Origin of the sequence: Anabaena sp. UHCC 0204, from assembly GCF_009711975.1 — a bacterium.
Classification (GTDB): Bacteria; Cyanobacteriota; Cyanobacteriia; order Cyanobacteriales; family Nostocaceae; genus Dolichospermum.
Genome location: NZ_VIKW01000006.1, coordinates 138,980 through 163,878 on the forward strand (window position 1 = coordinate 138,980; position 24,899 = coordinate 163,878).

Annotated in this window: 21 protein-coding genes and 1 tRNA gene; 10 read left to right on the plus strand and 12 right to left on the minus strand. The window is 36.8% G+C overall.

What is annotated here, in order from left to right; translation table 11 throughout:
* Positions 1–4 precede the first annotated feature (4 nt).
* Positions 5–1,696: a glycosyltransferase family 39 protein gene (locus tag FJR04_RS07215; RefSeq protein ID WP_168493152.1), complete on the plus strand. Its 1,692-nt coding sequence runs from the start codon at positions 5–7 to the stop codon at positions 1,694–1,696.
* A gap of 181 nt (positions 1,697–1,877) precedes the next feature.
* Positions 1,878–3,113 carry a glycosyltransferase gene (locus tag FJR04_RS07220; protein WP_168493153.1) on the plus strand — a complete coding sequence of 412 codons (1,236 nt, stop codon included), beginning with the start codon at positions 1,878–1,880 and terminating at the stop codon, positions 3,111–3,113.
* A gap of 252 nt (positions 3,114–3,365) precedes the next feature.
* Here the strand turns inward: FJR04_RS07220 and FJR04_RS07225 are convergent, their stop codons facing one another.
* The 4 genes from FJR04_RS07225 to FJR04_RS07245 all read right to left on the minus strand — a co-directional run bounded on the left by FJR04_RS07225 (position 3,366) and on the right by FJR04_RS07245 (position 6,856).
* Positions 3,366–3,950, minus strand: coding sequence for a carbonic anhydrase (locus FJR04_RS07225; RefSeq protein ID WP_168493154.1), 585 nt, complete (start codon positions 3,948–3,950; stop codon positions 3,366–3,368).
* A gap of 696 nt (positions 3,951–4,646) precedes the next feature.
* Positions 4,647–5,198 carry a 3'-5' exonuclease gene (locus FJR04_RS07235; RefSeq protein WP_168493155.1) on the minus strand — a complete coding sequence of 184 codons (552 nt, stop codon included), beginning with the start codon at positions 5,196–5,198 and terminating at the stop codon, positions 4,647–4,649.
* A gap of 110 nt (positions 5,199–5,308) precedes the next feature.
* Positions 5,309–6,400: an acyltransferase gene (locus tag FJR04_RS07240; protein ID WP_168493156.1), complete on the minus strand. Its 1,092-nt coding sequence runs from the start codon at positions 6,398–6,400 to the stop codon at positions 5,309–5,311.
* A 9-nt stretch (positions 6,401–6,409) separates the two neighbouring features.
* Complete coding sequence (locus FJR04_RS07245; RefSeq protein ID WP_168493157.1) at positions 6,410–6,856, minus strand: hypothetical protein; 447 nt, start codon at positions 6,854–6,856, stop codon at positions 6,410–6,412.
* A 101-nt stretch (positions 6,857–6,957) separates the two neighbouring features.
* Between FJR04_RS07245 and petN the strand changes: the two genes are divergently transcribed.
* The 3 genes from petN (at position 6,958) to FJR04_RS07260 (ending at position 9,918) form a co-directional block, all read left to right on the plus strand.
* Positions 6,958–7,044 (plus strand): cytochrome b6-f complex subunit PetN, encoded by an 87-nt coding sequence (gene petN, locus FJR04_RS07250; RefSeq protein ID WP_013189847.1) that lies wholly within the window; start codon positions 6,958–6,960, stop codon positions 7,042–7,044.
* Between the two features lie 7 nt (positions 7,045–7,051).
* The gene (locus FJR04_RS07255; RefSeq protein WP_168493158.1) at positions 7,052–7,213 is read left to right on the plus strand and encodes a hypothetical protein; all 162 of its coding nucleotides are present in this window, start codon (positions 7,052–7,054) and stop codon (positions 7,211–7,213) included.
* A 179-nt stretch (positions 7,214–7,392) separates the two neighbouring features.
* Positions 7,393–9,918 (plus strand): GAF domain-containing protein, encoded by a 2,526-nt coding sequence (locus FJR04_RS07260; RefSeq protein WP_168493159.1) that lies wholly within the window; start codon positions 7,393–7,395, stop codon positions 9,916–9,918.
* A 15-nt stretch (positions 9,919–9,933) separates the two neighbouring features.
* On the opposite strand, the gene FJR04_RS07265 is transcribed toward FJR04_RS07260, so the two are convergent.
* The 3 genes from FJR04_RS07265 to FJR04_RS07275 form a co-directional block, all read right to left on the minus strand.
* Positions 9,934–10,899, minus strand: coding sequence for an alpha/beta fold hydrolase (locus FJR04_RS07265; protein WP_168493160.1), 966 nt, complete (start codon positions 10,897–10,899; stop codon positions 9,934–9,936).
* A gap of 107 nt (positions 10,900–11,006) precedes the next feature.
* Positions 11,007–13,922 carry a DNA polymerase I gene (polA, locus tag FJR04_RS07270; protein ID WP_168493161.1) on the minus strand — a complete coding sequence of 972 codons (2,916 nt, stop codon included), beginning with the start codon at positions 13,920–13,922 and terminating at the stop codon, positions 11,007–11,009.
* A gap of 55 nt (positions 13,923–13,977) precedes the next feature.
* Positions 13,978–14,793: an exosortase-dependent surface protein XDP2 gene (locus FJR04_RS07275; RefSeq protein WP_168493162.1), complete on the minus strand. Its 816-nt coding sequence runs from the start codon at positions 14,791–14,793 to the stop codon at positions 13,978–13,980.
* Between the two features lie 360 nt (positions 14,794–15,153).
* Between FJR04_RS07275 and FJR04_RS07280 the strand changes: the two genes are divergently transcribed.
* Both FJR04_RS07280 and miaB read left to right on the plus strand, forming a co-directional pair.
* A complete protein-coding gene (locus FJR04_RS07280) occupies positions 15,154–16,026 on the plus strand; it encodes a Cof-type HAD-IIB family hydrolase (protein WP_168493163.1) in 873 nt (290 codons plus the stop codon).
* Between the two features lie 451 nt (positions 16,027–16,477).
* Positions 16,478–17,839, plus strand: a complete 1,362-nt coding sequence (miaB, locus tag FJR04_RS07285; protein WP_168493164.1) for a tRNA (N6-isopentenyl adenosine(37)-C2)-methylthiotransferase MiaB — start codon at positions 16,478–16,480, stop codon at positions 17,837–17,839.
* Between the two features lie 50 nt (positions 17,840–17,889).
* Here the strand turns inward: miaB and ctpC are convergent, their stop codons facing one another.
* The 5 genes from ctpC to FJR04_RS07310 all read right to left on the minus strand — a co-directional run bounded on the left by ctpC (position 17,890) and on the right by FJR04_RS07310 (position 21,654).
* The gene (gene ctpC / locus FJR04_RS07290; protein WP_168493165.1) at positions 17,890–19,173 is read right to left on the minus strand and encodes a carboxyl-terminal processing protease CtpC; all 1,284 of its coding nucleotides are present in this window, start codon (positions 19,171–19,173) and stop codon (positions 17,890–17,892) included.
* Between the two features lie 214 nt (positions 19,174–19,387).
* Entirely contained in the window at positions 19,388–20,614 is a 1,227-nt protein-coding gene (gene ispG, locus FJR04_RS07295; RefSeq protein WP_168493166.1) for a (E)-4-hydroxy-3-methylbut-2-enyl-diphosphate synthase, read from the minus strand.
* Positions 20,615–20,725: 111 nt separating this feature from the next.
* A tRNA-Pro gene (locus FJR04_RS07300) sits at positions 20,726–20,799 on the minus strand.
* Positions 20,800–20,921: 122 nt separating this feature from the next.
* Positions 20,922–21,287 (minus strand): DUF1818 family protein, encoded by a 366-nt coding sequence (locus tag FJR04_RS07305; protein ID WP_168493167.1) that lies wholly within the window; start codon positions 21,285–21,287, stop codon positions 20,922–20,924.
* Positions 21,288–21,504: 217 nt separating this feature from the next.
* Positions 21,505–21,654 carry a nicotinate phosphoribosyltransferase gene (locus FJR04_RS07310; RefSeq protein ID WP_168493168.1) on the minus strand — a complete coding sequence of 50 codons (150 nt, stop codon included), beginning with the start codon at positions 21,652–21,654 and terminating at the stop codon, positions 21,505–21,507.
* Between the two features lie 381 nt (positions 21,655–22,035).
* Between FJR04_RS07310 and FJR04_RS07315 the strand changes: the two genes are divergently transcribed.
* The 3 genes from FJR04_RS07315 (at position 22,036) to FJR04_RS07325 (ending at position 24,868) form a co-directional block, all read left to right on the plus strand.
* Positions 22,036–23,418, plus strand: a complete 1,383-nt coding sequence (locus FJR04_RS07315) for a nicotinate phosphoribosyltransferase (protein ID WP_168493169.1) — start codon at positions 22,036–22,038, stop codon at positions 23,416–23,418.
* A 143-nt stretch (positions 23,419–23,561) separates the two neighbouring features.
* Complete coding sequence (locus tag FJR04_RS07320; protein WP_168493170.1) at positions 23,562–24,152, plus strand: nicotinate-nucleotide adenylyltransferase; 591 nt, start codon at positions 23,562–23,564, stop codon at positions 24,150–24,152.
* Positions 24,122–24,868 (plus strand): NUDIX domain-containing protein, encoded by a 747-nt coding sequence (locus FJR04_RS07325; RefSeq protein ID WP_168493171.1) that lies wholly within the window; start codon positions 24,122–24,124, stop codon positions 24,866–24,868. The genes FJR04_RS07320 and FJR04_RS07325 overlap by 31 nt, the downstream gene beginning before the upstream one ends.
* The last annotated feature ends 31 nt before the right edge of the window (positions 24,869–24,899 follow it).

Consider the following 24,899-nt stretch of genomic DNA (forward strand, 5'->3'; position numbering starts at 1 on the left):
AATAATGAAGACAAATTTACCAAATAATAACCTGAAACAGTTTTTCTCCATAGAGAAATTAGCCCTAATAGCGATCGCTTTAGGCGTAATTCTACGAATCATTAATCTAGGAAGTAGAGAATTTTGGTATGACGAAGTTTTATCATTACTTCTATCTACCAGTAAAAACAGTCTCTACAAAACCCCAGGGGATTTACCAGTAGTTTTATCACAATACACATCCTTATTAAATTTACCCAATGAAGGAAGTATCCGCGACTTCTTATTAACTATCGTAGATTTAATTAAAAGTTTGTTACGGGGAGAACCTCATCCTCCCATATTCTTTTTGAGTCAACATTTTTGGTTACGTCTTTTTGGTAATAGTGAAGCCGGAATGCGGAGTTTAAACACATTATTTAGCATTGGGGCAATAGCAGGATCTTATGGTTTAGGAAAATTCGTTTTAGGACATCGGGGTGGACTATTATTTACAGCTTTGTTGGCGCTTAATCCATTTTATTTATTTCATTCTCTCAATGTCAGAATGTATGCACCTCTAGTATTATGGGTAATTCTGAGTACATGGGCATTACTCCATCTGATTGCACAACAAAATTCTGACATTAGCCCCAGTCGTCGCAGTCAGTTGTTATGGAACGGACTCCTGATTATTTCTATTGCTGCTGGTTTAATGACTTTTTATTTATATGCCTATTGGATAATAGTTTTAGGAGTATTGGTACTTTATTTAGATAGACGACATTGGTTTCAACATGGTTTACGCTTAGGTGCTGGAGTCTTACTCACCATACCTTGGATACTATGGGGGACAATCAAACAACTTCGTAATGCTGACTTAGATCGTTTTGGTAAAGCCCAATCTACATCACCTCCCTTGTTAAGACATTTACAGGATTTTGCTAACACTTTAGGTACTGATATACTGATAGGAGACTGGGCAACTAGTTTAGATCCTATTGTCATTACTTTAGCTGGTTGTTTAGTAATATTGGCATTTGTTAGTTTTAGTATCCATCTGTGGAAACAAGATGAAAAAAGGAATTTAGGCATAGTTTTAATATTGGGGATTGTGCCGATATTACTGGCTTTATGCGTAGACATAGCTAGTAAAAAGTTTACCTTGGGTTTTGGTTTTGGAAGAACAATGATCATTATTCTCCCTGGCTGTTTATTATTAATAGCTTTGTGGGTAGAAAAGGCAATTGCTAAACAATGGCGTACCCTGATAGCGTCTGGTTTATTGCTGATATATCTAACTATTAGTATCGGCGATTTGAGTTTGCGAAATCGCACAGTTTTTCGTTCAATTGCCGAATTAGTTGCAAAAGACGTAAATCAACCCACTTTAATTGCTATGAACTCTAAAGCTTGGGGTCATGTCAATCGTCTTGCTTATTACATACCCACAGACTCTTCTGTGATGCTTCTATCTCAAACTCCAGCCAAACTAGCTACTTCTTTAGAACAAGTTCTCAAAGAAAAACCAGAAAAATATTTTCGGGTTCTTTGGTTAGATAGTGAATATCCTCTCTGGTCTAAACTGGAAACACAAGCAGAAGTTGAACTTGAACAAAAAAAAATTCAACAAATTTTATCCTCCCAATTTCAGTTAAAAGCAACTCAAAATCTGGCAGGGACGATGAATCTTGACAAATTTACCGCCAAGCTTTATACACGCTCATCTGGAACGTAACAGAGATTACAGGTTAATCAGGCACAAAATTGAAGATTCAAGCCATACACCCAGAAATCTTCAATCCTGTTTCCGGCTGTAAAATTTACCCATTGTTCGTATTATACTAAGAGTATTGTACTCTATTGATAGTTAACCTTTATACAGACGATTTGGCAAGTTAGAATTTACTACTTATTTTATGAATACAAACTCATCTAATTCCCTGTTAGTCGTCCCTACTGGTGCATTAAAAATTTCAGAATTTAAGTCAGAGGATATGAATGGAGATCATCATATTCTTCTATCTTTAGTTATTCCTACTTATAAAGAGCGTGACAATATCGAAAATGTCGTTAATATCTTAAGTGGGTTACTAGATGCGGCTATTCCTGGTAATTATGAACTAATTGTAGTGGATGATGATAGCCCAGATCGGACATGGGAAGTAGCACAATCGCTGATTCCAGATTATCCCCAGTTACGGGTAATGCGTCGTCAAGAGGAACGGGGATTGTCTTCGGCTGTGATTCGTGGTTGGCAAGCGGCTACAGGCAGTATTTTAGGTGTGATTGATGGAGACCTACAGCATCCCCCAGAGGTGTTGACACAACTATTAGAGAAGATAGAACAAGGCGCAGATTTAGCTTTAGCCAGTCGTCACGTAGACGGTGGTGGTGTGAGTAGTTGGAGTATAATTAGGCGCTTTTTATCACGGGGGGCGCAGGTTTTGGGCTTAGTAATTTTACCTGGAGTATTAGGTAGAGTTTCTGACCCAATGAGTGGTTATTTCATGGTAAAACGGAGTGCGATCGCCGGGGCAACACTTAATCCAGTTGGGTATAAAATTCTCTTGGAAGTTATTGGCCGGGGACGAGTAGGAGAAATTGCTGAAGCTGGTTATGTATTCCGGGAACGCACAGAAGGCGAAAGCAAGGTAACATGGAAGCAATATTTAGAATACATCCATCATCTAGTCCGGTTACGGGTATCTACGGGACGCATAGGAAAAATTCGCAGAAAAGTTAACTTTCCCATTGGCAGATTTCTTCGTTTCGGTGCGGTGGGATTTAGTGGGGTATTTGTTGATTTAACAATATTTCACGTCATGCGGACTGTGATTAATTTGGGCTTAACTCGTAGTACAATTGTGTCTGCTGAAATCGCAATTCTCAATAATTTCCTCTGGAATGATTTGTGGACTTTTGGTGATATTTCCCGCAAACAGATAGGAAATCGTCAGCGGTTCAAAAGATTTTTGAAGTTCAATATGGTTTGTTTAGCTGGGATAGTCATTCAAACTTTAGTAGTTAATTTCCTTTTTAATAGCTTGGGTATGAATCAATATTTAGCTAAGTTAATAGCGATCGCAGTTGCCACAATTTGGAATTTCTGGGTTAACCTAAAACTAAGCTGGCGAGTTACTGAAGTGAAATAATTGGCAAGAACCAGAAGTCAGGAGTCACCGAGGAAGAATTAGAAAAAGAGAAGAATAGTTTTGAATCTGGTCAAGTGATAGGTTTTTGCTAGTTTCAACGCTTATTCCTTGCACCTGATTCACCTTTTCAACCTTCAAACTCTTGATATATCTAAGTTTTAGCTTGATTCAGCAAGCCCTCACCAGGATAAATGTGTAATATTTACAATACCAATGTGAATTATCACCGTCAAAAAATTGGTCATTAATTAATCAGGTCTGATTTTCAAGTTTTGGTAAGATAGTTTTGAATTCATCTTGATTTAGAGTCGCTAAATAAAGTTCGATATCAATATGAGGATAACGGTTGCGAATTAACCAATAAGCTCGATTTAAATAATCTGTATGTACTTGTAACTCTCTTTCTGGATCTTTGCTTAAATTAGAATCAATCATGATTGCATAAGCCCCACAATCTTGATGATCTATGATAATTACTTTGTTAATATGATGGAGTCTATAGGATAGATCTAACTGATCCCAAAATGCTTCAGCATCAGCTGGGTGGGGAAAACCTGTTATAGCTAAAGAAGCACCTGCTAAAGCTGTCCAATCATACTCACCCAGTAAATGTTTATTTCTTAAAAAATAGCGTTCTGCTGTCAAAAATCGAAAGTCTATACAACTCAGAATTAAAGCTTTTGCTTGATATGTTACGGCTCTAGCAGGTGCTGCTGATTGTAGAACAGAAAAAGCTACTGCTCCGGGAAGGAGCGATTTGAGAAAATAACGACGACTAGCCAAGGGATGACAACAAGGACATGGATGATTATGCAATTGATTGATGATATTCTTCATTTTTGATAAGTAGATTTTTTGATGATCATTGAAGTTTAAACCTAGCACTAAAATTATTGTCAATAATTTGCCAGTTGTTTTTAGAAATAAAAACTCTCATACATAATTTGTTGATGCACACAGTATGTGTTATTCCATCTTTTCCAATGCCTCACGCACATTAACAAGATGGTTGTTAAACACTTCCAGTGCAGCATCTAGCACTTTGAAAATAGCTGGATCACGAATCGAGTAAAAGACGTAGTTGCCTTGTTTGCGACTCGTTACCAGAAAAATTTCTAGTTTTTAAGTCATCCAAGTGGATGTGTTTGCCGATACTGGGGGTATATTCACTTTGGTTGAGGATAAAAATCTCTACAAATGCTAAGACTATTAAGTAGGCAGGCAAAATTAATTATATAAAAGATTTGGATTTAATGTAGGGGTAGCGCCCCCGTGCCTACCCCGGTATTTGGGGCAACCACAGGGGGTTTGCCCCTACAAAATTGATTGATTTAGGGATTTTTAAAATGTTCAATTTATTTTGCATTACTACTTAAAACACCAATCCAATAACACCATTGAATCTAAGTTGAAGGAAACTTTTTTGGTAATCTGATTGGTGTGAGTATTTACACTCTCATTGATTTACCAGTAGATGGGGCTGAATTTCTGCCAAATCCCAGTCATTTTGTTTTTTGGGCGATTTCTAAAAAATTAACTTTTTTTAGTGGTTTGCATATAACGGTAAATAGCAGCAATATTCCGAGCATCATCAATTCCTCGATGATGTGTACCTTGTAATTCTATGCCTAAATGTTTAAGGGCTTGTGCCATACCAAATTTATGAGATACACCTAAATATTCAGAAAATTCCTGTTTAATATTTCTGTGTTCTGCACCAAAAGGATAAGCAATATGATGGAATTTACAATCTTGTAAAAATTGCGATTTATCGTAATTACCCCAAGAACAGAATATATGATGAGGAAATAAATTCATCCAATCTGTTAATTTTGACATCGCTTCTGGGAAATTTGGTGCTGTGTCAACTTGTGGTTGAGAAATACTGGTTAGTTCTGTACAAAAAGGTGTAAGTTGGGGATTTCTGACAGGTTTAATAAACTGTTGAAACTCAGAATCAATTTCCCATGTTTGACGATTTAGCATTACCGCACCAATTTCGATGATTTCCATCTCATGACGGGGAACAGTTCTTTTGTCACAACAAGTAGCTTCAAGATCAATGATTAGAAAATAGTGATTCATAAATAACCTTACAATTAAAATTTCGGTATTTCGGTATTGTGCTGACTATTTAGATGGTTTTTATGAAGTTTTGAACAATATAACAGGCATATTATTTTTTGACCAAAAAACTAACCAGCTTTTAACTTTTGGGATCTTTGTTTTCTAATTAATTCAATTGGCTCAGATACATATTTTATGAGAAAATAAGAAATTCCAAATGATAAAATTGCTACTAATACTCCTTTTGAATTTTCTAGACCTAATCTACGGACGTAAGGAGAAATGATTAATATTACTAGCATATGAACTATATAAACAGGATAAGAATATTCGCCTAATTTTGCATCTTGTCGAGAGTTTTTAGAGATTTTAAACAAAGAAGGAATTGAGAGAGTTGCAAGAAGAAATAACAACCAATTTTTCCAATCAAAAGCCGGGATAAATTGGTAAAACAATATAGAAGCTAGAAAAGTTACTGATATTATCCAATCCTTTTTTTGAATTTGTTTATCTTTTATGAAGGAATAAATCCTATAAGAGATTGTACCCAACAAAAAAAGAGCAATTTCAGTGGGGAAAAATCTATAAGTCCAAGGGTCTTTATTCCAGCCAATGTAAAAATAAATAAAGAACTTTAGTAAAATACTGCACAGAATTAAACATAAAATTATCCAAGTTTTTTTACGAACTATAAAAGGGGCTATCAGGTAAAATGTGAGTTCTACACTTAAAGTCCATGCTTGAGGAATAAGTAAAAATTTCCAAAATTGTGGTTCTGTAGCTAAAAAATTATGTGTAAAAAATAATGTACCATTATTAGGATTAAATCCCAAAAACATAACAATGTCTTGTCCAAACAAAAATATATTAGTTAGTAATTGAAAAAGAAAAATTCCAATACCCATACTCTGAAAATATTGAAAATAATATTCCAGATTCCACCAATTACCAACTATCACCCCGGAACAAGTTAAAGTAGTGATTGTTAATCCTAGTACCACCCAATAAATAGGATAAATTCTTAAAAACCTATTTGAGATGAATAAACTATAACTGCCTTTGCCAGTATATTTATTTTCTAAAATCATGGTCATATAAAATCCAGAGATAATAAAAAACAATTCTACAGATATAGCACCTCCTGTTAACTTTAATCCAAATAAATCTTTAGTATGTGCAGCTACAACAGCTAAAGCTAAAAGTATTCTAAGTAGTCCCATAATTTACCTTCAATTGGATGAAAACGGTTTTAGCCAACTAAGTAAAATAGCTTTATCTAGAGCAAAAGCTGCTAAAGCAAACCATAATATACTTTCGCCTGCTAAGATCAAAAAAGGCAAAACCGAATTATTTATATTCCAGCCAACTTCTATTTGCGTTAAACCCCGCACCAACCCAAAAGCCCAAACTCCACCAGTTTTGAGGTGAGGATTTGAATCTACACGGATAATATAGCGGTAGGTAACACCAAATAAAAAACCAGAAAACCCGGCTATTACACCACTTAGTAACACCTGTAAATTTACTATATCAATTTTATCATAAGTAAGTATGGGAAAATACTTTGCCAGCCACCAAACATTAATAAAGCCAGTGGTCAGGAACGCCAAACCTAACGATATACTGCCAATAACTCCCGCTTTCAAGGATTCTAACCGTTCTGGCATTAATTCCATAATTTTCCTAAACCTTCTATCAATACAGTTAATGAATCAGCCGCGTTTTCCCGGTATTATAAATATTAGAGACCTTTTGCAATTATTTGAAAAGTAAAACTATGATTTTGACACTGGGTTGGGTATCACTGTTAGTTGTGTTTACATGGTCGATTTCTATGGTAGTTTGGGGACGCAACGGACTATAGAGGAATCGTGGAAAGTCCATTTTTGAGTATTTTGGCTTTATTTGCCATAGTGCTGCTAGTAGGAGTCACTGGTGGTGTTGTTTATTTAACATTAGCAGATTGGCGCGATCGCCGTCGTCTCGAAGACGAAACCCGCGAAGCCAGACGCAGCACTAGCAAGCGAAAATGATTCAATTACAGCACATATTGGGCTGTATTTTGCGTAAAACACTGTTTATGTAGGGGCAAGAATAGCTTGTTTCCCTACATAATCTATATTTATCACCTCACCAATACCAAGATTTATTGCTACATTAAAATAAGACCAACAATATAAAAATCCGCTTGGGAACGGAGAATAATTTTCATATGGAACTCAAACAACCAACTTCCCAACCAATATATCAAACAAATATGACATTTTCTCTAGATCGTAGAGAAAGACAAAAAGCTTTGTCTAGAGTAATTGCTCGAATTCGGGAGTCTCTAGATATAGATATTATTTTTACAGTCACAGTAACTGAAGTTCGTCAGTTACTAAATACTGACAGAGTGGGAGTATTTCGGTTTGACAAGGAATTAGATTGTCAAGGTGAATTTATATATGAAGACGTAGATCAAAAATGGGTTTCTGCATTATCAACTAAACTGCATGAACACTATTGTGCAGAAGATTTTACCCAACTCTATCAAGAAGGCAGAATTAAAGTTATATCTGATATTTATCAAGACATTAATTGTGATTGTCAGGTTAAAAGTTTAGAAAAATTTCAAGTCCGTGCCAATATAGCTGTCCCCCTCATAAAAGGCAAAGATTTATGGGGATTATTGTGTATTCATCAATGTAGTCAACCCCGGCAATGGGAAGAATCAGAAATTGAATTTGTACAATTAATTTCTGAACATTTGGGAGTAGCTTTACAACAAGCTGATTATATAGAACAAGTTAAATTACAATCAGCCCAACTTGCACAAGCAAAAGCTAGAGAAAAATCGGCAGAACATCAAAAAACCATTGCCAAAACGATTGAAAAAATTCGTCAATCATTAGACTTAGAGAGTATTTTTCGCACAACTACGGACGAACTCAGACATTTACTAAATGTTGATCGTGCAGCCATTTATCGTTTTAATCCTGATTGGAGTGGTGAATTTGTCTTTGAATCTGTAGCTGAAGGTTGGGTAAAGCTGATGGACGAACAGCTACAGCGTCCAGAGATAGGTGATAATATTAGTGAATGTAAATTAAAAGATTTAGTAGAACCACCAACTGACACCTACTTACAAGATACAGGTGGTGGTCGGTTTGCTAAAGGTGAAGTATATCGTGTTTGTGATGATATTTACAATTGCGGATTTAACAATTGTTACATCCAAGTTTTAGAAAGCTATCAAGCAAAAGCTTATGTAATTATTGCTATTCTCTATAATCACAAAATTTGGGGATTATTAGCAGTTTACCAAAATACACAATCCCGTGATTGGCAACAAGATGAAGTCTACTTACTCACACAAGTTAGTTCACAATTGGGTGTAGCTTTACAGCAAGCTGAATATTTACAAACATTGCGGAAACAAGCATCCGAAATTAGCAAAGCAGCCGAAAGACAAAGAGCATTAGTAAATACTGTTGATAAAATTAGGCAGTCTTTAGATATTGATATTATCTTTAAAACTACTACTCAAGAAGTCGGGAGATTATTGGAAGTAGAACGAGTAGCAATTTATCGTTTTCATGCTGATTGGAGTGGTGAATTTGTCGCTGATTCTATTTTGGATAATTGGACAACAGTTGCTAAACCTCAACCTATAACTGAACTGGTGCTTCTACAAGAAACAAAAGCGGGAAAATATGCCAGAAATGAAGTTTTTGTTCCCATTTCTCAAGGTGAAAAGCTATGGGGATTGTTAGTAGCTTATCAAAATTCCCAACCTCGTTATTGGCAAGAGGAAGAAATCAATTTATTAGCACAAGTTGGTGTGCAATTGGGTGTAGCAATACAACAAGCTGAATCTTTAAAACAGATGCAGATACAAAAGGAAGAAATTGCCCAAACTTTGAAAGAATTACAGCGCACTCAAAGCAAGTTAATTCAAAGTGAAAAAATGGCGGGTTTAGGTCAGTTAATTGCTGGGTTAGCACACGAAATTAATAACCCGATTAGTTTCATTTACGGTAATATTCCTTATGTGACTGACCATGTAAAAGATTTATTAAATTTAGTGCGTCTTTACCAGAATAACTATCCCCAAGCAATAGGAGAAATTCAAGATCAGTTAGCAGAAATAGATTTAGACTTCATTAATGATGATTTGCCCAAAATGCTCAATTCTATGATGGGTGGAGCAGATCGTATTCGTCAATTGGTGATTTCATTAAGAACTTTTTCTCGTCTTGATGAAGCTGAAATGAAGCCTGTTAATTTACATGAAGGAATTGATAGCACTCTCTCAATTTTACAACATCGGTTTCAACAACATAATAATACCCTAAAAATTGCAGTCATTAAAGAATATGGTGAATTACCGCCGATAGTTTGTTATGCTGCTCAAATGAATCAGGTATTTATGAATCTTCTCACTAATGCCCTTGATGGTTTAAAAGAATCATTTACAGAAAGTCCAAAAATTTGGATTCGGACAAAAGTTATAGATAATATTCATCTGCAAATTTGTATTGCTGATAATGGTTGTGGGATTGCGGAAAATGTACGCGATCGCATTTTTGAACCTTTCTTTACGACGAAAGAACCTGGACAAGGTAGCGGTTTAGGATTATCTGTGAGTTATCAAATCATTGTCGAAAAACACGGTGGACAAATTAAGTGCATTTCTGAATTAGGGAAAGGATGTGAGTTTATAATTGAAATGCCAATTCAGCAGAATTTAGTCTAACTATTGAAGAAGAAATTACCAATCACCTAATTGAGTGCTAAGAAAATAGCGGACATGATCAACAAAAGTTAGTCCCCATTCTCTTGTCCCATGTCCCATTCCCGGAACTACATAACATTCACCATCAGGGAATTGTTGAGCGCATTTTTTAGCATCTTGAGAACCAACTACAGGATCATTACCCCCTACCAAAAATCTTACCTGACGCGGTAATTTAACCTGATTTACATAAGTCATCGGGTTACAAGCTAAAGCAAACTCATCAGGATCTTTAATATTTTTTACAAGTTGCAAAAGATTAATAATTGTTTTTGTTTCTGGTTGTAGTTTTCCAGCTAGATTTCCTGCCATTTTCCCTAGCGGTGAAGCGGCTAAATTTGGTAAAATACAACCACCCCAAGTTTTAGCAAAATACTCAAGGTCTGCATGGCCGATTACTCCCAATAATCTTTCTCCAATCCCATGAGCAGTAAAACAATATGCTGTTTCTAATACTCCCATGCTGACCCCAAATAATGCCAATTTAGTATTACCTATTCCATACCGTTGACGACAAAATTCATGAACTTTATTGACATCATCTACATTTTTGCGAAATAGGTGTAAAAGTAGTTTTGTATCAAAGGGAATACCTCTTTCTATTAATGGTTGAATTTCTTTTTCTACCTTCGCTGTAAATGTTCTAATTAAACTCCTCTCCCCAGCAAAAGGAGTATCAAATAAAGCTACAGCAATACCCATCTGTGTCAGTGTGGGGATGATAAAAGCATTTAAGCCATAGGGCGCACACATCCCTTGTAAACCAATAACTAGAGGTACATCTTGTCCAGTACGATGGGGGGGCAAAAAAACCACTACTGGAAAGCCACTGAGTCTTTCATCAATATCAGCTACTCCAATGTAAGGGTAAGGTTCATAGAACCAATAGCGATCGCCATTTACACCTTCTAAATTAATCGTTTCGGGACCGTAGATAGGCATATTTAGTTAGATAAATAATAATTACTGTATTTTATACACAAAACGCAGTTTTTAGATCCCCGATTTTTCAAAAAATCGGGGGATCTTGTTTTTCAAAATATTCAAATTTATTTCGTTTCCATCCAATTATCCCCTGCGTGAATATCAACAACTAAAGGCACAGATAAAGAAACAGCATTTTCCATTACTGACTTAATTTGTGGTTTTAATTCTTCCCACTCTTGAGGAGGAACTTCAAACACTAATTCATCATGAACTTGCAACAATAAACGCGCTTGATATTTCTTTAAAACCTCATGTAATTGAATCATGGCAATTTTGATAATATCCGCACTAGAACCTTGAATGGGTGCATTTGCAGCGGAACGGAGTAATCCGGCATCGTAAGCACCTAAATTCTTTAATTTCTGTAAATTAATATCTTCTAAATTGCTACCTTTTAGCTGACGTAAACTATTACTTGTAAATTCAAAATAACGTCGTCTACCGAGAATTGTTTCCACATAACCAAGAGCGATCGCTTGTTTTTTAACTTCCTCTAAATATTTAAACACTTGAGGATATCGTTCATTAAATCGCTTAATAAACTCATTCGCATTAGCTTTATCTATACCAGTTGAGCGGGCAAATTTAAGAGAACCCATGCCATAAATTACACCAAAATTAATCGTCTTCGCAAAACGCCGTTCATCTGATGTTACTTCTTCTTTCTCAAAAACTAATTTTGCAGTCACAGTATGAATATCTTCATTTTGTTGATATGCTTGAATTAATATCGGTTCTTGACTCAAATGTGCCAAAATCCTTAACTCAATTTGCGAGTAATCAGCAGCTACCATTAACCAACCAGATTCCGGTAAAAACGCCTTTCTAATTTGCCGACTAAAAGCAGTACGAATAGGGATATTTTGTAAATTTGGATTAGAAGAAGATAACCTACCTGTAGAAGTTGCAGTTTGGTTAAAATCAGTATGTAATCTTTGGCTTTTGGGATGTACTAAAACTGGTAGCGCATCTACATAGGTAGACTTTAATTTTGATAAAGTCCGATATTCAATAATCGCTTCCACAAATCCAGTATTATCAACTTCTTGGAGTTTTTCTAAAGTTGCTGCATCTGTAGAATAACCAGTTTGAATTTTACGAGAATATTTGGTACTTAAACCTAATTTATCAAAAAGAATTTGACTTAATTGCTTAGGAGAACCTAAATTAAATTTCTCTCCCACAATTTCAGTAGCTGTTATTTCTAATTTTGCTAATTCTGTTTCTAACTGCTGTGAAAGTTCTTTGAGATAATCTGAATTAATACGAACTCCTGTATATTCAACTTCTGCTAAAACTGCTTCTAACGGTAGTTCAACTTCATTCAAAAGTTTATATAAAGCTGGAGTTCCTGCTAACTTCTCCCGTAATTTTGGTACTAATCCAAATGTAGAATAAACGTCCATTCCGCAATAATCAGCAACCGCAGAAATACTAATATCAGCGATAGTTTGCCCTTTAGGAACTAAATCTCCATAACTTTTGCCACTGAATCCCAAATATCGCAGAGATAAATCACTTAAATTATGGCTACTATCTGGATTAATCAAATAACTAGCCAGCATCGTATCAAATACCACTCCAGTTAAATTAATACCTTGACACCGCAGAATTAACCGATCAAATTTAGCATTTTGTAAGGATTTGGGATAATCAGCAATTTCCAAAATTGGCCGCAGTGTTTCTAATACCAAATCTCGACTTAAATTATCACCATTTTTATGTCCAATGGGAATATAAGCAACTTGATCAGGTTCTATTCCCCAACAGCAACCAATCCCGACTAAATCTGCATCTCGTGGTTCTAATGCAGTAGTTTCTGTATCCCAAGCAACGGGTATTTCTGGATTTGTGAATTTTCTTAAACCTGCGACTAATTCCGTTAATTTAGCTGTTGTATTAATGATGCGTGGTTGAATAGGTGAAGCATTTTGTTTGATTTCTTTGGCTGTATCTTCTGCACTAAAAAACCACAGATCATCATCTGTTTCTGTAGAAGGTGTTTCTATAGTTTTAGATACTGGAGTTTCTACAATCTCTCCGCCAAATTTTTGCTGTATTTCATTGATTTTATCTAAAAATCTTTTAAATTCTAATTTCTCTAAAATCGGGATTAGTTGAGTATTATCAAAACCTTTTAATTGACAATCTTCTAAATCAATTTCTAAAGGCACATCACAAACTATCTTTGCTAAATAGCGCGATTTTTCAGCGTCTTCTTTACCCGTAGCTAGTTTTTTCTGAGTTGCACCTTTAATTTCATCTAAAGCAGCATATATTTGTTCAATAGAATTATAAGTATTTAAGAGTTGAACTGCTGTTTTTTCGCCAATTCCTTTGACTCCGGGAATATTATCTGATTTATCACCACAGAGGGCTTTAAAATCAACAATTTGTGTAGGTAATACGCCTAATTTTTCTTTTACTTCTTCAGCTTTGAATTCAGCAATACTATTTGTAGAACGTTTTAATGCTTCTGGTGTGAAATTTAAAACTGTAATTTCTTTATCAGCATCAATTAGTTGAAATAAATCTCTATCACCGGAAAGTATCTTAACCCGATACCCAGCCGCAGCGGCTTTTTGTGCTAATGTTCCCAATACGTCATCTGCTTCATATCCAGGTGCAGTTATGATGGGTAGATTCAGACTGGTGAGTAACTCATAGAGGTTTTCTAAGTCGGGAATAAAGTCTTCTGGTGTTTCTGCACGTCCAGCTTTATATGTATCATCAGCTTCATGACGGAAAGTGGGTAAAGCCAAATCAAAAGCTACAGCTATTGCTTGCGGCTGTTGTGTGGCTATTACCTCTAGCAAACATTTAAGAAAACCAAAACACACACTAGTAGGAATACCAGTGTGTGTGCGAAGTCCTCCATCTCTACCTTTAGCAAAAGCGAAGTAGGAACGAAAAGCTAGGGAGTGTCCATCAACGAGGATGAATGTAGGCTTGTTTATAAATGGAGAATTAAAAGTCAATTGATTAACCGAATTAGGGAACTATTCTATTGTAAACAGACACTCCCATTAACTATTAGTTAGCAGCTTGATTTTGTTGACGACGACGCAAGAAAGCGAGTGTAGCCACTGCACCTAAGCCCATCATTGCACCAGGTTCAGGAGTAGTTTTTCTAGCAACAACTTTGAAGTCAGGACCATCAAAGCTGTCATTTGCTGTTAATTTCAAACCGCTTAATTGGGTTACTCCTAACTGCGCTAGGCTAACTCCCCATGAACCAACATTTTGAGAACCGCCAATTTCTTTTGTGTTAATTTGATATCCAGCGTCTGATTGATCCCCTCTTAATAATTTCAAAGCATTACCAATCGCATTTCCAGACGCATCTAAAGCTCGAATTCGCAAGTCACTATTTTTACCCCGTTCCCAAAAGAACAGACTATCTAATCCAGAATCATCTGCTTTAATCAGGCTATCGAAGAATATTTTAATGTTAAAAGCACCATTATCTTCGGTGTCAATGATATTGTTTAAGTTCTTGTTACCCAAGTATGCAGCAATTTCAGCGTTTGTTGGATTTTCATTGGTAGCATAACTACCAGTACCGAAAAGCTTAATAGCATTAGATGCGTTATCTCCTTTGTCTGTACTTGCTGCACCAGTATTATTATGCGTCCATGTGTCATTGCTAATGATATTAGCACTATTAACTAAGGAAAAGTTGCTGATTGTCTTGCCATTCTGTGTCACAGAATTTAACCAAGTATCACCCTTAGCACCATTGTTTTGGGTGAACTGGGTTGTAAATGTTGCAGCTTGAGCAGATGCTGACATTGCCAATACTGAGCTAATTACTAAAGCAGCGGGTACTAATAAGTTCTTGACTTTCATGATGTTTGTCCTTGATCTATGATTTGCTTGAACTGTATAGTTAGTTTTGTTTTGGAAAACATCACTTAACTTATTTAGTAATAGATCGGTATGCCTATTGATGTCTATAAGTGAATCCACTAATTCACAAACTCTTTAAACAAGTAAGTTATTGGTAATATCTACAGAATACTCATGGAAAAACCTAACCGTATAGGTTCTAGTTGTATCTTGACCAACAATCCCTCTTTGGCAAATATATTGTTTTAGTAAAGTATAAACAAACAACTTAGTTGATTAGTTTTGACATTTCATCAGGTAAAGTTATTCAAAAAGAATAAACTGTGTAACGTTCTTATGGCTCTGGAATCGAGAAAACTTATGACACCATTAGAGAATTTTTTAACATCAACCGCTCATCTGACTAAAAATGGCAAAGAGATTAAATTGTTGGTTTTAGATATAGATGGGACTATTGCTGGTGATTCCAATACTGTCAGTGTCACTGTCAAACAAGCTATTGCTGCGGTACAAGCCCAAGGAATTCAAGTAGCGATCGCCACAGGAAGAATGTATCGTTCTGCTGTGCGGTTTCATCGGGAAATCGGCTCTACTCTGCCTTTAGTCGCTTATCAAGGTGCTTGGATTCAAGATCCAAATACGCAGAAAATTCACCGTCATTTACCTGTATCTAGGGAAATTTCCCACCAACTACTAGAATATTTTGAACAGTCACAATGGCGATCGCTCCTCTCGGTCCATTTTTATATCAACGATCAACTGTATGTCCGAGAAATCACTAAAGAAACGGCAATTTATGCAGAACGCTCTGGTGTTACTCCGATTCCTGTCGGTGATTTACGTAAAGTATTAAATGATGAACCTACAAAAGTTTTAGCTTTGTGTAACGACGCAAATTTAATTCAACAACTTTTAGGTAATTTACGTCGTCAATATACACCGGCAGAATTATATATGACAACATCTGTGGCTACCTTTTTAGAAGCAGCTAATACCTGTGTTAATAAAGGCAATGCTGTCCGTTACCTAGCAGAAGAGATGCTAGGACTAGAAAGCCATAACGTCATGACTATTGGTGATAATTTCAATGATGTAGAAATGCTAGATTATGCGGGAATTGGTGTAGCAATGGGTGACGCACCAGCAGAAGTTCAAGCGATCGCTCATTGGGTAGCACCCAGTGTAGAAGCAGATGGAGCAGCAGTAGCAATGGAAAAATTCTTACTTTCCTAGCTAAATTTTACCATACACATCAAAAAAGACACCGACGACTGGCCGTGTTTCGTCTCGGTGTCTTTTTTGGTTCGCTCCTCACACATTTGCACAGTTTAGCCAGAGATATTTATTTTGTCAATAGTGGTTAGTCAGACAAAATTAAATTCATAACTGGGAAAGAGGACGACAGCCGATGTTATCAATACTGCTTGTTTCACAACTGAGATCAATAGATGCTTCTTTACAAGCGTTCAATAGTAAGAATATATGTCTATGCGATGCTTGGCGTAAGTTCAAAAAGCAATAGTTGAGATTCCCAAAGAGCTAAAAACATAAATTTTGTATAATTTGCATAAAATAGACAAAAAATCTATAATTATAATCTCAACCTATAAATCTTTTAAACCAGATGTCTGTAATAAGATAGTAAACAGACTTGATATACATTACTAATTAAGCGTAATTCCTAATGACCACTAACCGCCATTACCACATCATTACCTTCGGCTGTCAAATGAACAAGGCCGACTCTGAGCGCATGGCTGGTATTTTAGAAGACATGGGCTTTGAGTGGACAGAAGACCCAAACCAAGCAGATGTAATCCTTTACAATACTTGCACCATTCGGGATAATGCAGAACAGAAAGTATATTCTTATTTAGGTAGGCAAGCTAAACGCAAGCATGAACAACCTGATTTAACACTGATTGTTGCTGGTTGTGTTGCCCAACAAGAAGGAGAAGCTTTACTGCGGCGTGTACCAGAATTGGATTTGGTGATGGGTCCTCAACACGCTAACCGTCTCAAGGACTTACTAGAGTCTGTTTTTGAGGGTAATCAAGTTGTTGCTACTGAAGAAGTTCACATTTTTGAAGATATCACCCAACCCCGTCGAGATAGTCAAGTCACAGCGTGGGTAAATATCATTTATGGCTGCAACGAACGTTGTACTTATTGCGTAGTTCCTAACGTCCGTGGTGTGGAACAGTCCCGCACACCAGAGTCTATTCGTGCGGAAATCGAACAACTAGGAAAACAAGGCTATAAAGAAATTACGCTTCTGGGTCAAAATATTGATGCTTACGGGCGAGATTTACCTGGTTCTACCCCAGAAGGTCGTCACCTGCACACCTTGACAGATTTACTGTATTATGTTCATGATGTGCCAGGGATTGAAAGAATTAGATTTGCTACCAGTCATCCCCGTTATTTTACGGAAAGATTAATTAAAGCTTGTGCCGAGTTACCAAAGGTTTGTGAACATTTCCATATTCCCTTTCAATCTGGGGATAATGAGCTTTTAAAGGCCATGTCACGAGGTTATACTCACGAAAAATATCGCCGGATTATTGATACTATTAGGCGATATATGCCAGATGCTTCCATTAGTGCGGATGCAATTGTGGGGTTTCCTGGTGAGACAGAGGCACAATTTGAAAATACTTTGAAATTAGTAGAAGATATCGGTTTTGATTTGTTGAATACTGCTGCTTATTCACCTCGTCCCGGCACACCTGCGGCTTTGTGGGATCATCAATTAAGTGAAGAAGTCAAAAGCGACAGATTGCAAAGATTAAATCATTTAGTTAATATCAAAGCAGCCGAGCGATCGCAGCGTTACTTGGGACGCACTGAAAAAGTATTAGTAGAAGATCAAAACAGCAAAGATAAAACTCAGGTCATGGGACGCACTGGTGGTAATCGTCTCACTTTCTTTACTGGTGATATTCATCAACTAAAAGGGCAAATAGTCGAAGTGAAAATTACCGAAGTTCGTGCTTTTAGCTTAACTGGAGAAGCAGTGGAAGTTCGTCAACCAGTGACTGTTTAATGACTCCTAGCTGGGCGCAGACCCTGCGCCCCTACTGCTGTGACTCCTTCTTAATTTTTCTTAATTGGATCGGTGTTTTGAGAAGCTTGTTTACCTAACAATTCCACAGCTTTGGCAAATTGGGGATCTTCAAGAGTACCTAGCTTATCCCGTTCACGCAGCCATAAATCTTGTCGTTGGGCATCAGTCAATTCCACTTTTATATCTGGGTCAATACCATGTTTATTAATATCTTTACCACTAGGAGTATGATATTTAGCGATCGTTACAGCCAAACCGGCACCAGATTTTAGAGGTTGCACCGATTGTACTAAACCTTTACCAAAAGTCTGATCTCCAATTAAAGTCGCACGTTTATTATCTTGTAACGCACCCGAAAGAATTTCACTAGCACTAGCTGAACCTTTATCCACTAAGATCATCAACGGTTTATTAGTCAAAGCTGAACCATTGGCAACTTGTTTATCTTGACTACCTTGACGATCAATCGTAAAGACAATCGTTCCTTTATCCATCCACATTTGGGCAATTTCTATACTTGAGTATAGTAGTCCGCCAGGATTACCACGCAAATCTAAAACATATCCAGAAACCTTCTTAGCTTCTAACTTTTTAATAGCATCTTTCATTTCCTTACTAGCATTAGCACTGAATTGATTTAAACGAATATAGCCAATATTACCCGCTGGGGTGTTCTTTTCCGAATAGCGGACAGGATGGATTTCAATTCGCGCTCGTTGGATATTAAAGAGTTTTTTCTGCCCATTCCGCAGAATTGTCAGCTTCACCCGACTTCCTGCTTCACCACGAATGAGGGATACTGCATCATTAGTATCCATGCCTTTGGTACTTTTTCCATCAATTTCGATAATGGCATCTTTAGCTAAAATACCTGCTTTAAATGCAGGTGTATCTTCAATGGGGGCAATAACAACCAATTGTTTGGTTTTTTCATCCTGACTGATAGTGATACCAATACCTGTAAGTTCTCCAGAAGTATCAACTTGCATATTCTTGAATTCATCTGGGTCCATGAAGCGGGTGTAAGGATCTTCCAGCTTTTTGAGCATTTCCCGAATGGACGTATAAGCTTCTTTTTTATCAGTATAAGACTTGCTTAAATATTCTTTACGAACAGCTTGCCAATCTACTTGATTAAAAGTGCCATCTACATATCGGTAGTAAATAATTTGCCAAACTTCATCAACTAAATCCTTGTGACTATCTTGAAATAAAGCTTGACCACTTGAGTGAATACCAAGACTAGTAACAGCGATCGTCGAAAGCGTTACTACCGTAGCACTTAAAACCAGCTTACTTTTTGTAATTACCATAATGACGGTTATGTTAATGAAAAAAATATATATCAAGTATGCTCAATCTAACACAGGGATTGGTGATTGGTAATGGGTAATTAGTAATGGGTAATTTGTCAGTTGTCAGTTGTTAGTCGTCAGTTGTCCGTTGTCAGTCGTCAGTTGTCCGTTGTCATTAGGAAATTCTTTCCCCTACTCCCTGTCACCTGTCACCTATCACCAATCACCTGATTTATGGATCAACCCAACGTCCGTCGGCTTTAATGAGGTTGATTAATTCCTCTACACCTTGTGTTTCTGGGACTTTTTTAATTTCTTCCCGTCCACGATACAAGGAAATATAACCAGGGGTTTTACCAACATAGCCATAGTCAGCATCTGCCATTTCTCCTGGACCATTGACAATACAACCCATGACAGCGATATCTAAACCAGTCAAGTGTTTAGTGGCTTCTCGGACTACGTGCAGCACTTCCTCTAGATTAAATAAAGTCCGTCCACAAGAAGGACAAGCAACATACTCAACCATTGTTTTCCGCAAACCCAAAGCTTGGAGAATGCTGTAACAAACCGGAATTTCCTTTTCTGGTGCTTCTGTCAAAGATACGCGGATTGTATCACCAATGCCGTCAGCTAGTAATGTGGCAATACCGGCAGTAGATTTGATTCTGCCATATTCACCATCACCTGCTTCTGTTACGCCTAAATGTAGGGGATAATCCATACCCAAATCATCCATGCGTTTGGCCATGAGACGATATGCAGCCACCATAACCGGAACTCGTGAAGCTTTCATGGAAATTACCACATTGTGAAAATCCAAAGATTCACAAATACGAATAAATTCTATAGCTGATTCCACCATTCCTTCTGGAGTATCACCATAGGTAAATAGCATTCTTTCGGCTAAAGAACCATGATTTACGCCAATTCGCATGGCTTTACCTTGATCACGCAAGGAAATTACCAGCGGTGCTAAGGTTTCGCGGATTTTTTCGCCAATTTCATCAAATTCAGCTTTTGTATATTCGGTGCGGCTGGTATTTGGTTTTTCAAATACATACAATCCTGGATTAATTCGGACTTTTTCGATATGTTTGGCAACTTCTAAGGCAATTTTCATCCCGTTGTGATGGACATCGGCGACAATTGGCACATCACGGTAAGTTTTGATTAATTTTTGTTTGATTTCCGCTAAAGCTTTAGCGTGTCCAAGACTGGGGACTGTAACGCGGACAATTTCGCAGCCTATTTCATGGAGACGACGAATACCCGCAACTGAACCATCTATATCTAGGGTGTCTTCATTAATCATTGACTGTACCACTACTGGGTATCCTCCCCCAATGGTGACATCTCCGATTTTTACAGGACGGGTTTTGCGACGTTTGATGGTGGTGTCAAAGGCTGGTTGACTAGATGTGGTCTTATGAGTTTCAAGAGTTGGCAGAGTTTGCATAATCTAAACTGGTAGATTTTCTGTAGCTAAAATATCAAATTGCAAGGGTTCTGCTTCTCAGATTGCCACAATTGAGATGTTTTTGGTCAATAAAATCGAAAATTAATAAAATCGGAGCGGCGGGATTCGAACCCACGACCTCCACTACCCCAAAGTGGCGCGCTACCAAGCTGCGCTACGCCCCGTAAATGCAAACTGGGAACTTTAGAATTTTGGAGTTGGGGATTTTCCAAATTTGTGCATCTAAAATTAATTCAGTCACTCTTACAAAGATATCACAAGTTTCGGGAAAATAGCAAGGGGTTTTTCAAAAAACTTTGAGCATTCTTGTTGCTTGCAATAACTCAGTTACAGCAGCGGCTGGCCATGCACCTTCTGTTCCACGTCCTGTATTGAGAATGAAGCGTAGATTGTAGGCATGGGGATAACCTTCTACTTCCATCCATAGTAAGTTGCTTTCGGCTTCACAGGCAATTTTTTCCTCTGCCATTAATTCTGTCGCTAGGTGCTTCATTGTATCTGCAAGCTGATAAAGGAGGCGACAAAATTCGTTTAATTCAGCTTCTGTCAATTCTATTGCCCAATCTTCTGTACCAATTAGTCCTTTAAATTCTGGTGCGTCTGGATTCCAACCTATTCGCCAGCCAATTCCACTTTTGATCACTCGTTCCATAGTTAGTAACTAGACAAAAATAAATCAACTTAGATTAAGTAATGTAAAAAATATTGAGATAATTTGGTAGTAAGGGCTTCAGCCTTTAAATGAGGACTAAAGTCCTCACTACAAACCTGTTTAGGGTTAAATAATAAAAGATAGGGACACATCAAAAGTTTGACAGTATCCCTATTCTGATTATTTAAAAGTAGCTTAAGTTTTACGAAGTCAATACCTACCAAGCTGCTCTACCTCTTTTATATAGATTACCTGTAAAAGGTTGCACCCCAATCACAGGATAGGCATCATTAGTAGGGGTGAAAATCCGCATAAAGCCTTCAGAAATAAATTGAGCCATATTAGCAACCATTCTGTAGATAGCCATGATCTTAAAGCCCCTTTTTTCAGGTTTTTAATCGGTGATATCTATACTTTAATACGATGATTAGCTATCTGCTCATATTCTCCATATATCTATACTCAACACAATATTTTTTTAGATAACTTTGCAATACTTTATAATCAAGATTTTTCTAACTTTTCTCTTTAATTCTAATTGTAACTGAAAATTTATAATCGGGTTTTTTGAGAACAAAATTATAGTTTGTACTATTAAGAAATGTAAAATAATTGGAAAAAAGAGCTTAATACCCTTGCCAATACAGGCTTTTGGGAAATTTACCACTATTGATTAACTAAGACTTGACATTATTTATGGTAAGATTTACCATAAATAAAGAAGCATTTTTGGTAGGGGGAATCTCAGATGACAACTTTCCCAGATATAAACTATAAAAAGAAAAGCTCTCAAGATCCCGAACTAAATCTCAGTTCTGAGGACTATAGCTTACTAACGGATTTGTATCAACTCACAATGACAGCTTGTTATGTGGGTGAAGGTATAGAACACAAGCCATCCAGTTTTGAGTTATTTGTCAGACGCTTACCTGATGGTTTTGGCTATTTAATAGCTATGGGTTTAGCGCAAGCTTTGGAATATTTGACTAAATTCAGATTTAATGATTCCCAAATTGTAGCTTTACAAAAAACGGGCATTTTTTCCCATGCAAATCCGGGTTTTTGGCAACTTTTGCGGGAAGGTTGTTTTACTGGAGATGTATGGGCTATTCCTGAAGGAACAGCGGTATTTGCAAATGAACCCCTGTTGAGAATAGAAGCACCATTATGGCAAGCGCAGATAGTAGAAACATATCTTTTAAATACTCTTAATTATCAAACATTAATTGCCACTAGAGCCGCAAGATTACGGGATATAGCGGGTGAAAAAGCTACTCTTTTAGAATTTGGGACGCGAAGAGCTTTTAGCCCCCAAGCCTCTCTTTGGGCGGCACGGGCGGCTTTAGCTGGTGGTTTAGATGCCACCTCTAATGTGTTAGCTGCGCTACAGCTAGGACAAAAACCAAGTGGTACAATGGCACACGCTTTAGTCATGGCTTTATCAGCTTTAGAAGGGAGCGAAGAACAAGCTTTTACAGCATTTCATCAATATTTTCCCGGTGCGCCCTTATTAATTGATACTTATGACACGGTTGCGGCTGCGGAGAAATTAGCAGAAAAGGTGAATTCTGGCAAAATGGAATTATCTGGAGTCAGGTTAGATTCTGGAGATTTAGTCAGTTTATCAAAACAAGTGCGATCGCTTTTACCGAATATTTCAATATTTGCTAGTGGCGATTTAGATGAATGGGAAATTAGTAGACTTAGAAGAGAAGGAGCAGAAATTGATAGTTATGGATTAGGAACAAAATTAGTGACAGGTTCACCAGTAAATGGAGTTTATAAACTTGTTGATATTGATGGAATTCCCGTCATAAAAGAATCAAGTGGTAAATTCACTTATCCAGGTAAAAAACAAATTTTTCGCTCATTTACAGCAGGTAAATTAGAGAAAGATAGATTGGGCTTAATAGCTGAAAATTCTGAAAATGAAAAACCATTATTACAGTTAGTAATGAAAGATGGTAAACAATTACAATCTCCAGAAACTTTAACAATGATTCGTCAACGCACTAAGGCTTCAGTTGCTAGTTTATCTGAAGAAACACGCAGATTAGAAAATCCCATTTCTGTCAAAATTGAAATTTCCGAATCATTACAGAAATTGACAGAAAAAACGAAAAGAAAATAAACCACGTTCGCGAAGCGTGCCGAAGGCATAGGAACGAAGTAAACGTTCGCGAAGCGTCCCGTTAGGGATAGATAAGAGAGTTTTAAAGATATTTTGCGTTAGTTATGTAAATCAAATTAATGAGCAAATAAGCCTCAAAAATCATGAAAATTGCTTTGTTTGGGACAAGTGCAGATCCTCCAACTGCTGGACATTTAATAATTCTCAAGTGGTTATCTAAACATTATGATTGGGTGGCTGTGTGGGCTGCGGATAATCCTTTAAAATCCCAACAAACGCCTTTACCACATCGGGCAGCAATGTTAGAACTGTTAATTAAAGATATCAATGTCGCCAACCAAAATATAGCTTTAGAACAGGATTTAAGTAGTTGGAAAACTCTAGAAACTGTAGGTAAAGCCAAATTTAAATGGGGTGAAAATATTGAATATACTTTAGTAATTGGTGCTGATTTAGTCAATCAATTACCGCGTTGGTATCACGTTCAAGATTTATTACAACAAGTGCAATTACTGGTCATTCCCAGACCAGGATATGTAATAGATAATGCTAGTTTAGAAAAAGTTAAACAAATAGGAGGAAAAATTGCCATTGCTAATTTAATTGGTTTAGATGTTTCCTCGACCGCTTTTCGTGAACAAGGAGATATTAATACTCTCACACCTCCTGTACTTGATTATATTCATCAACAGCATTTGTACGAATGCCAATACGTAACCCAAAAAAGATTCTAAACTCCATAAATCAACAACCTTTAGCTGACTTTAAAGTTGGTGTTGATAATGTGATTTTTTCTGTAGATACTGCCCAAAATCGGCTGTTAGTTCTCTTAGTCATGCGACAGCAAGAACCATTTTTAAATTATTGGAGTCTTCCCGGTACTTTAGTCCGTCAAGGAGAATCTTTAGAAGATGCTGCTTATCGGATTATGGCTGAGAAAATAAAGGTAAATAATCTTTATTTAGAACAACTTTATACTTTTGGTGGTCCAAATCGTGATCCTAGAGAAGAAATTGATAGTTATGGAGTCCGTTATTTATCAGTTAGTTATTTTGCTTTAGTCAGGTTTGAAGAAGCAGAATTAATTGCTGATAAAGTCGCTGGTATTGCTTGGTATCCTGTTAAACAATTACCCCAATTAGCATTTGACCACAATGAGATTATTACCTATGGACATAGAAGATTAAAAAACAAATTAGAGTATAGTCCTGTAGCTTTTGAAGTCTTGCCAGAAACTTTTACCTTAAACGATTTGTATCAACTATACACAACAGTTTTAGGGGAAAATTTTGCAGATTATTCTAATTTTCGAGCGCGGTTACTCAAGTTAGGTTTTCTGTCAGATACCGGAATTAAAGTATCACGAGGTGCAGGTCGTCCTGCGAGTTTGTATAAGTTTGATAAAGCAGCTTTTGCACCATTTAAAGATAAGCCGTTGGTGTTTATTTAAGGAAAAATAATTAAACGCAGATGAACGCAAA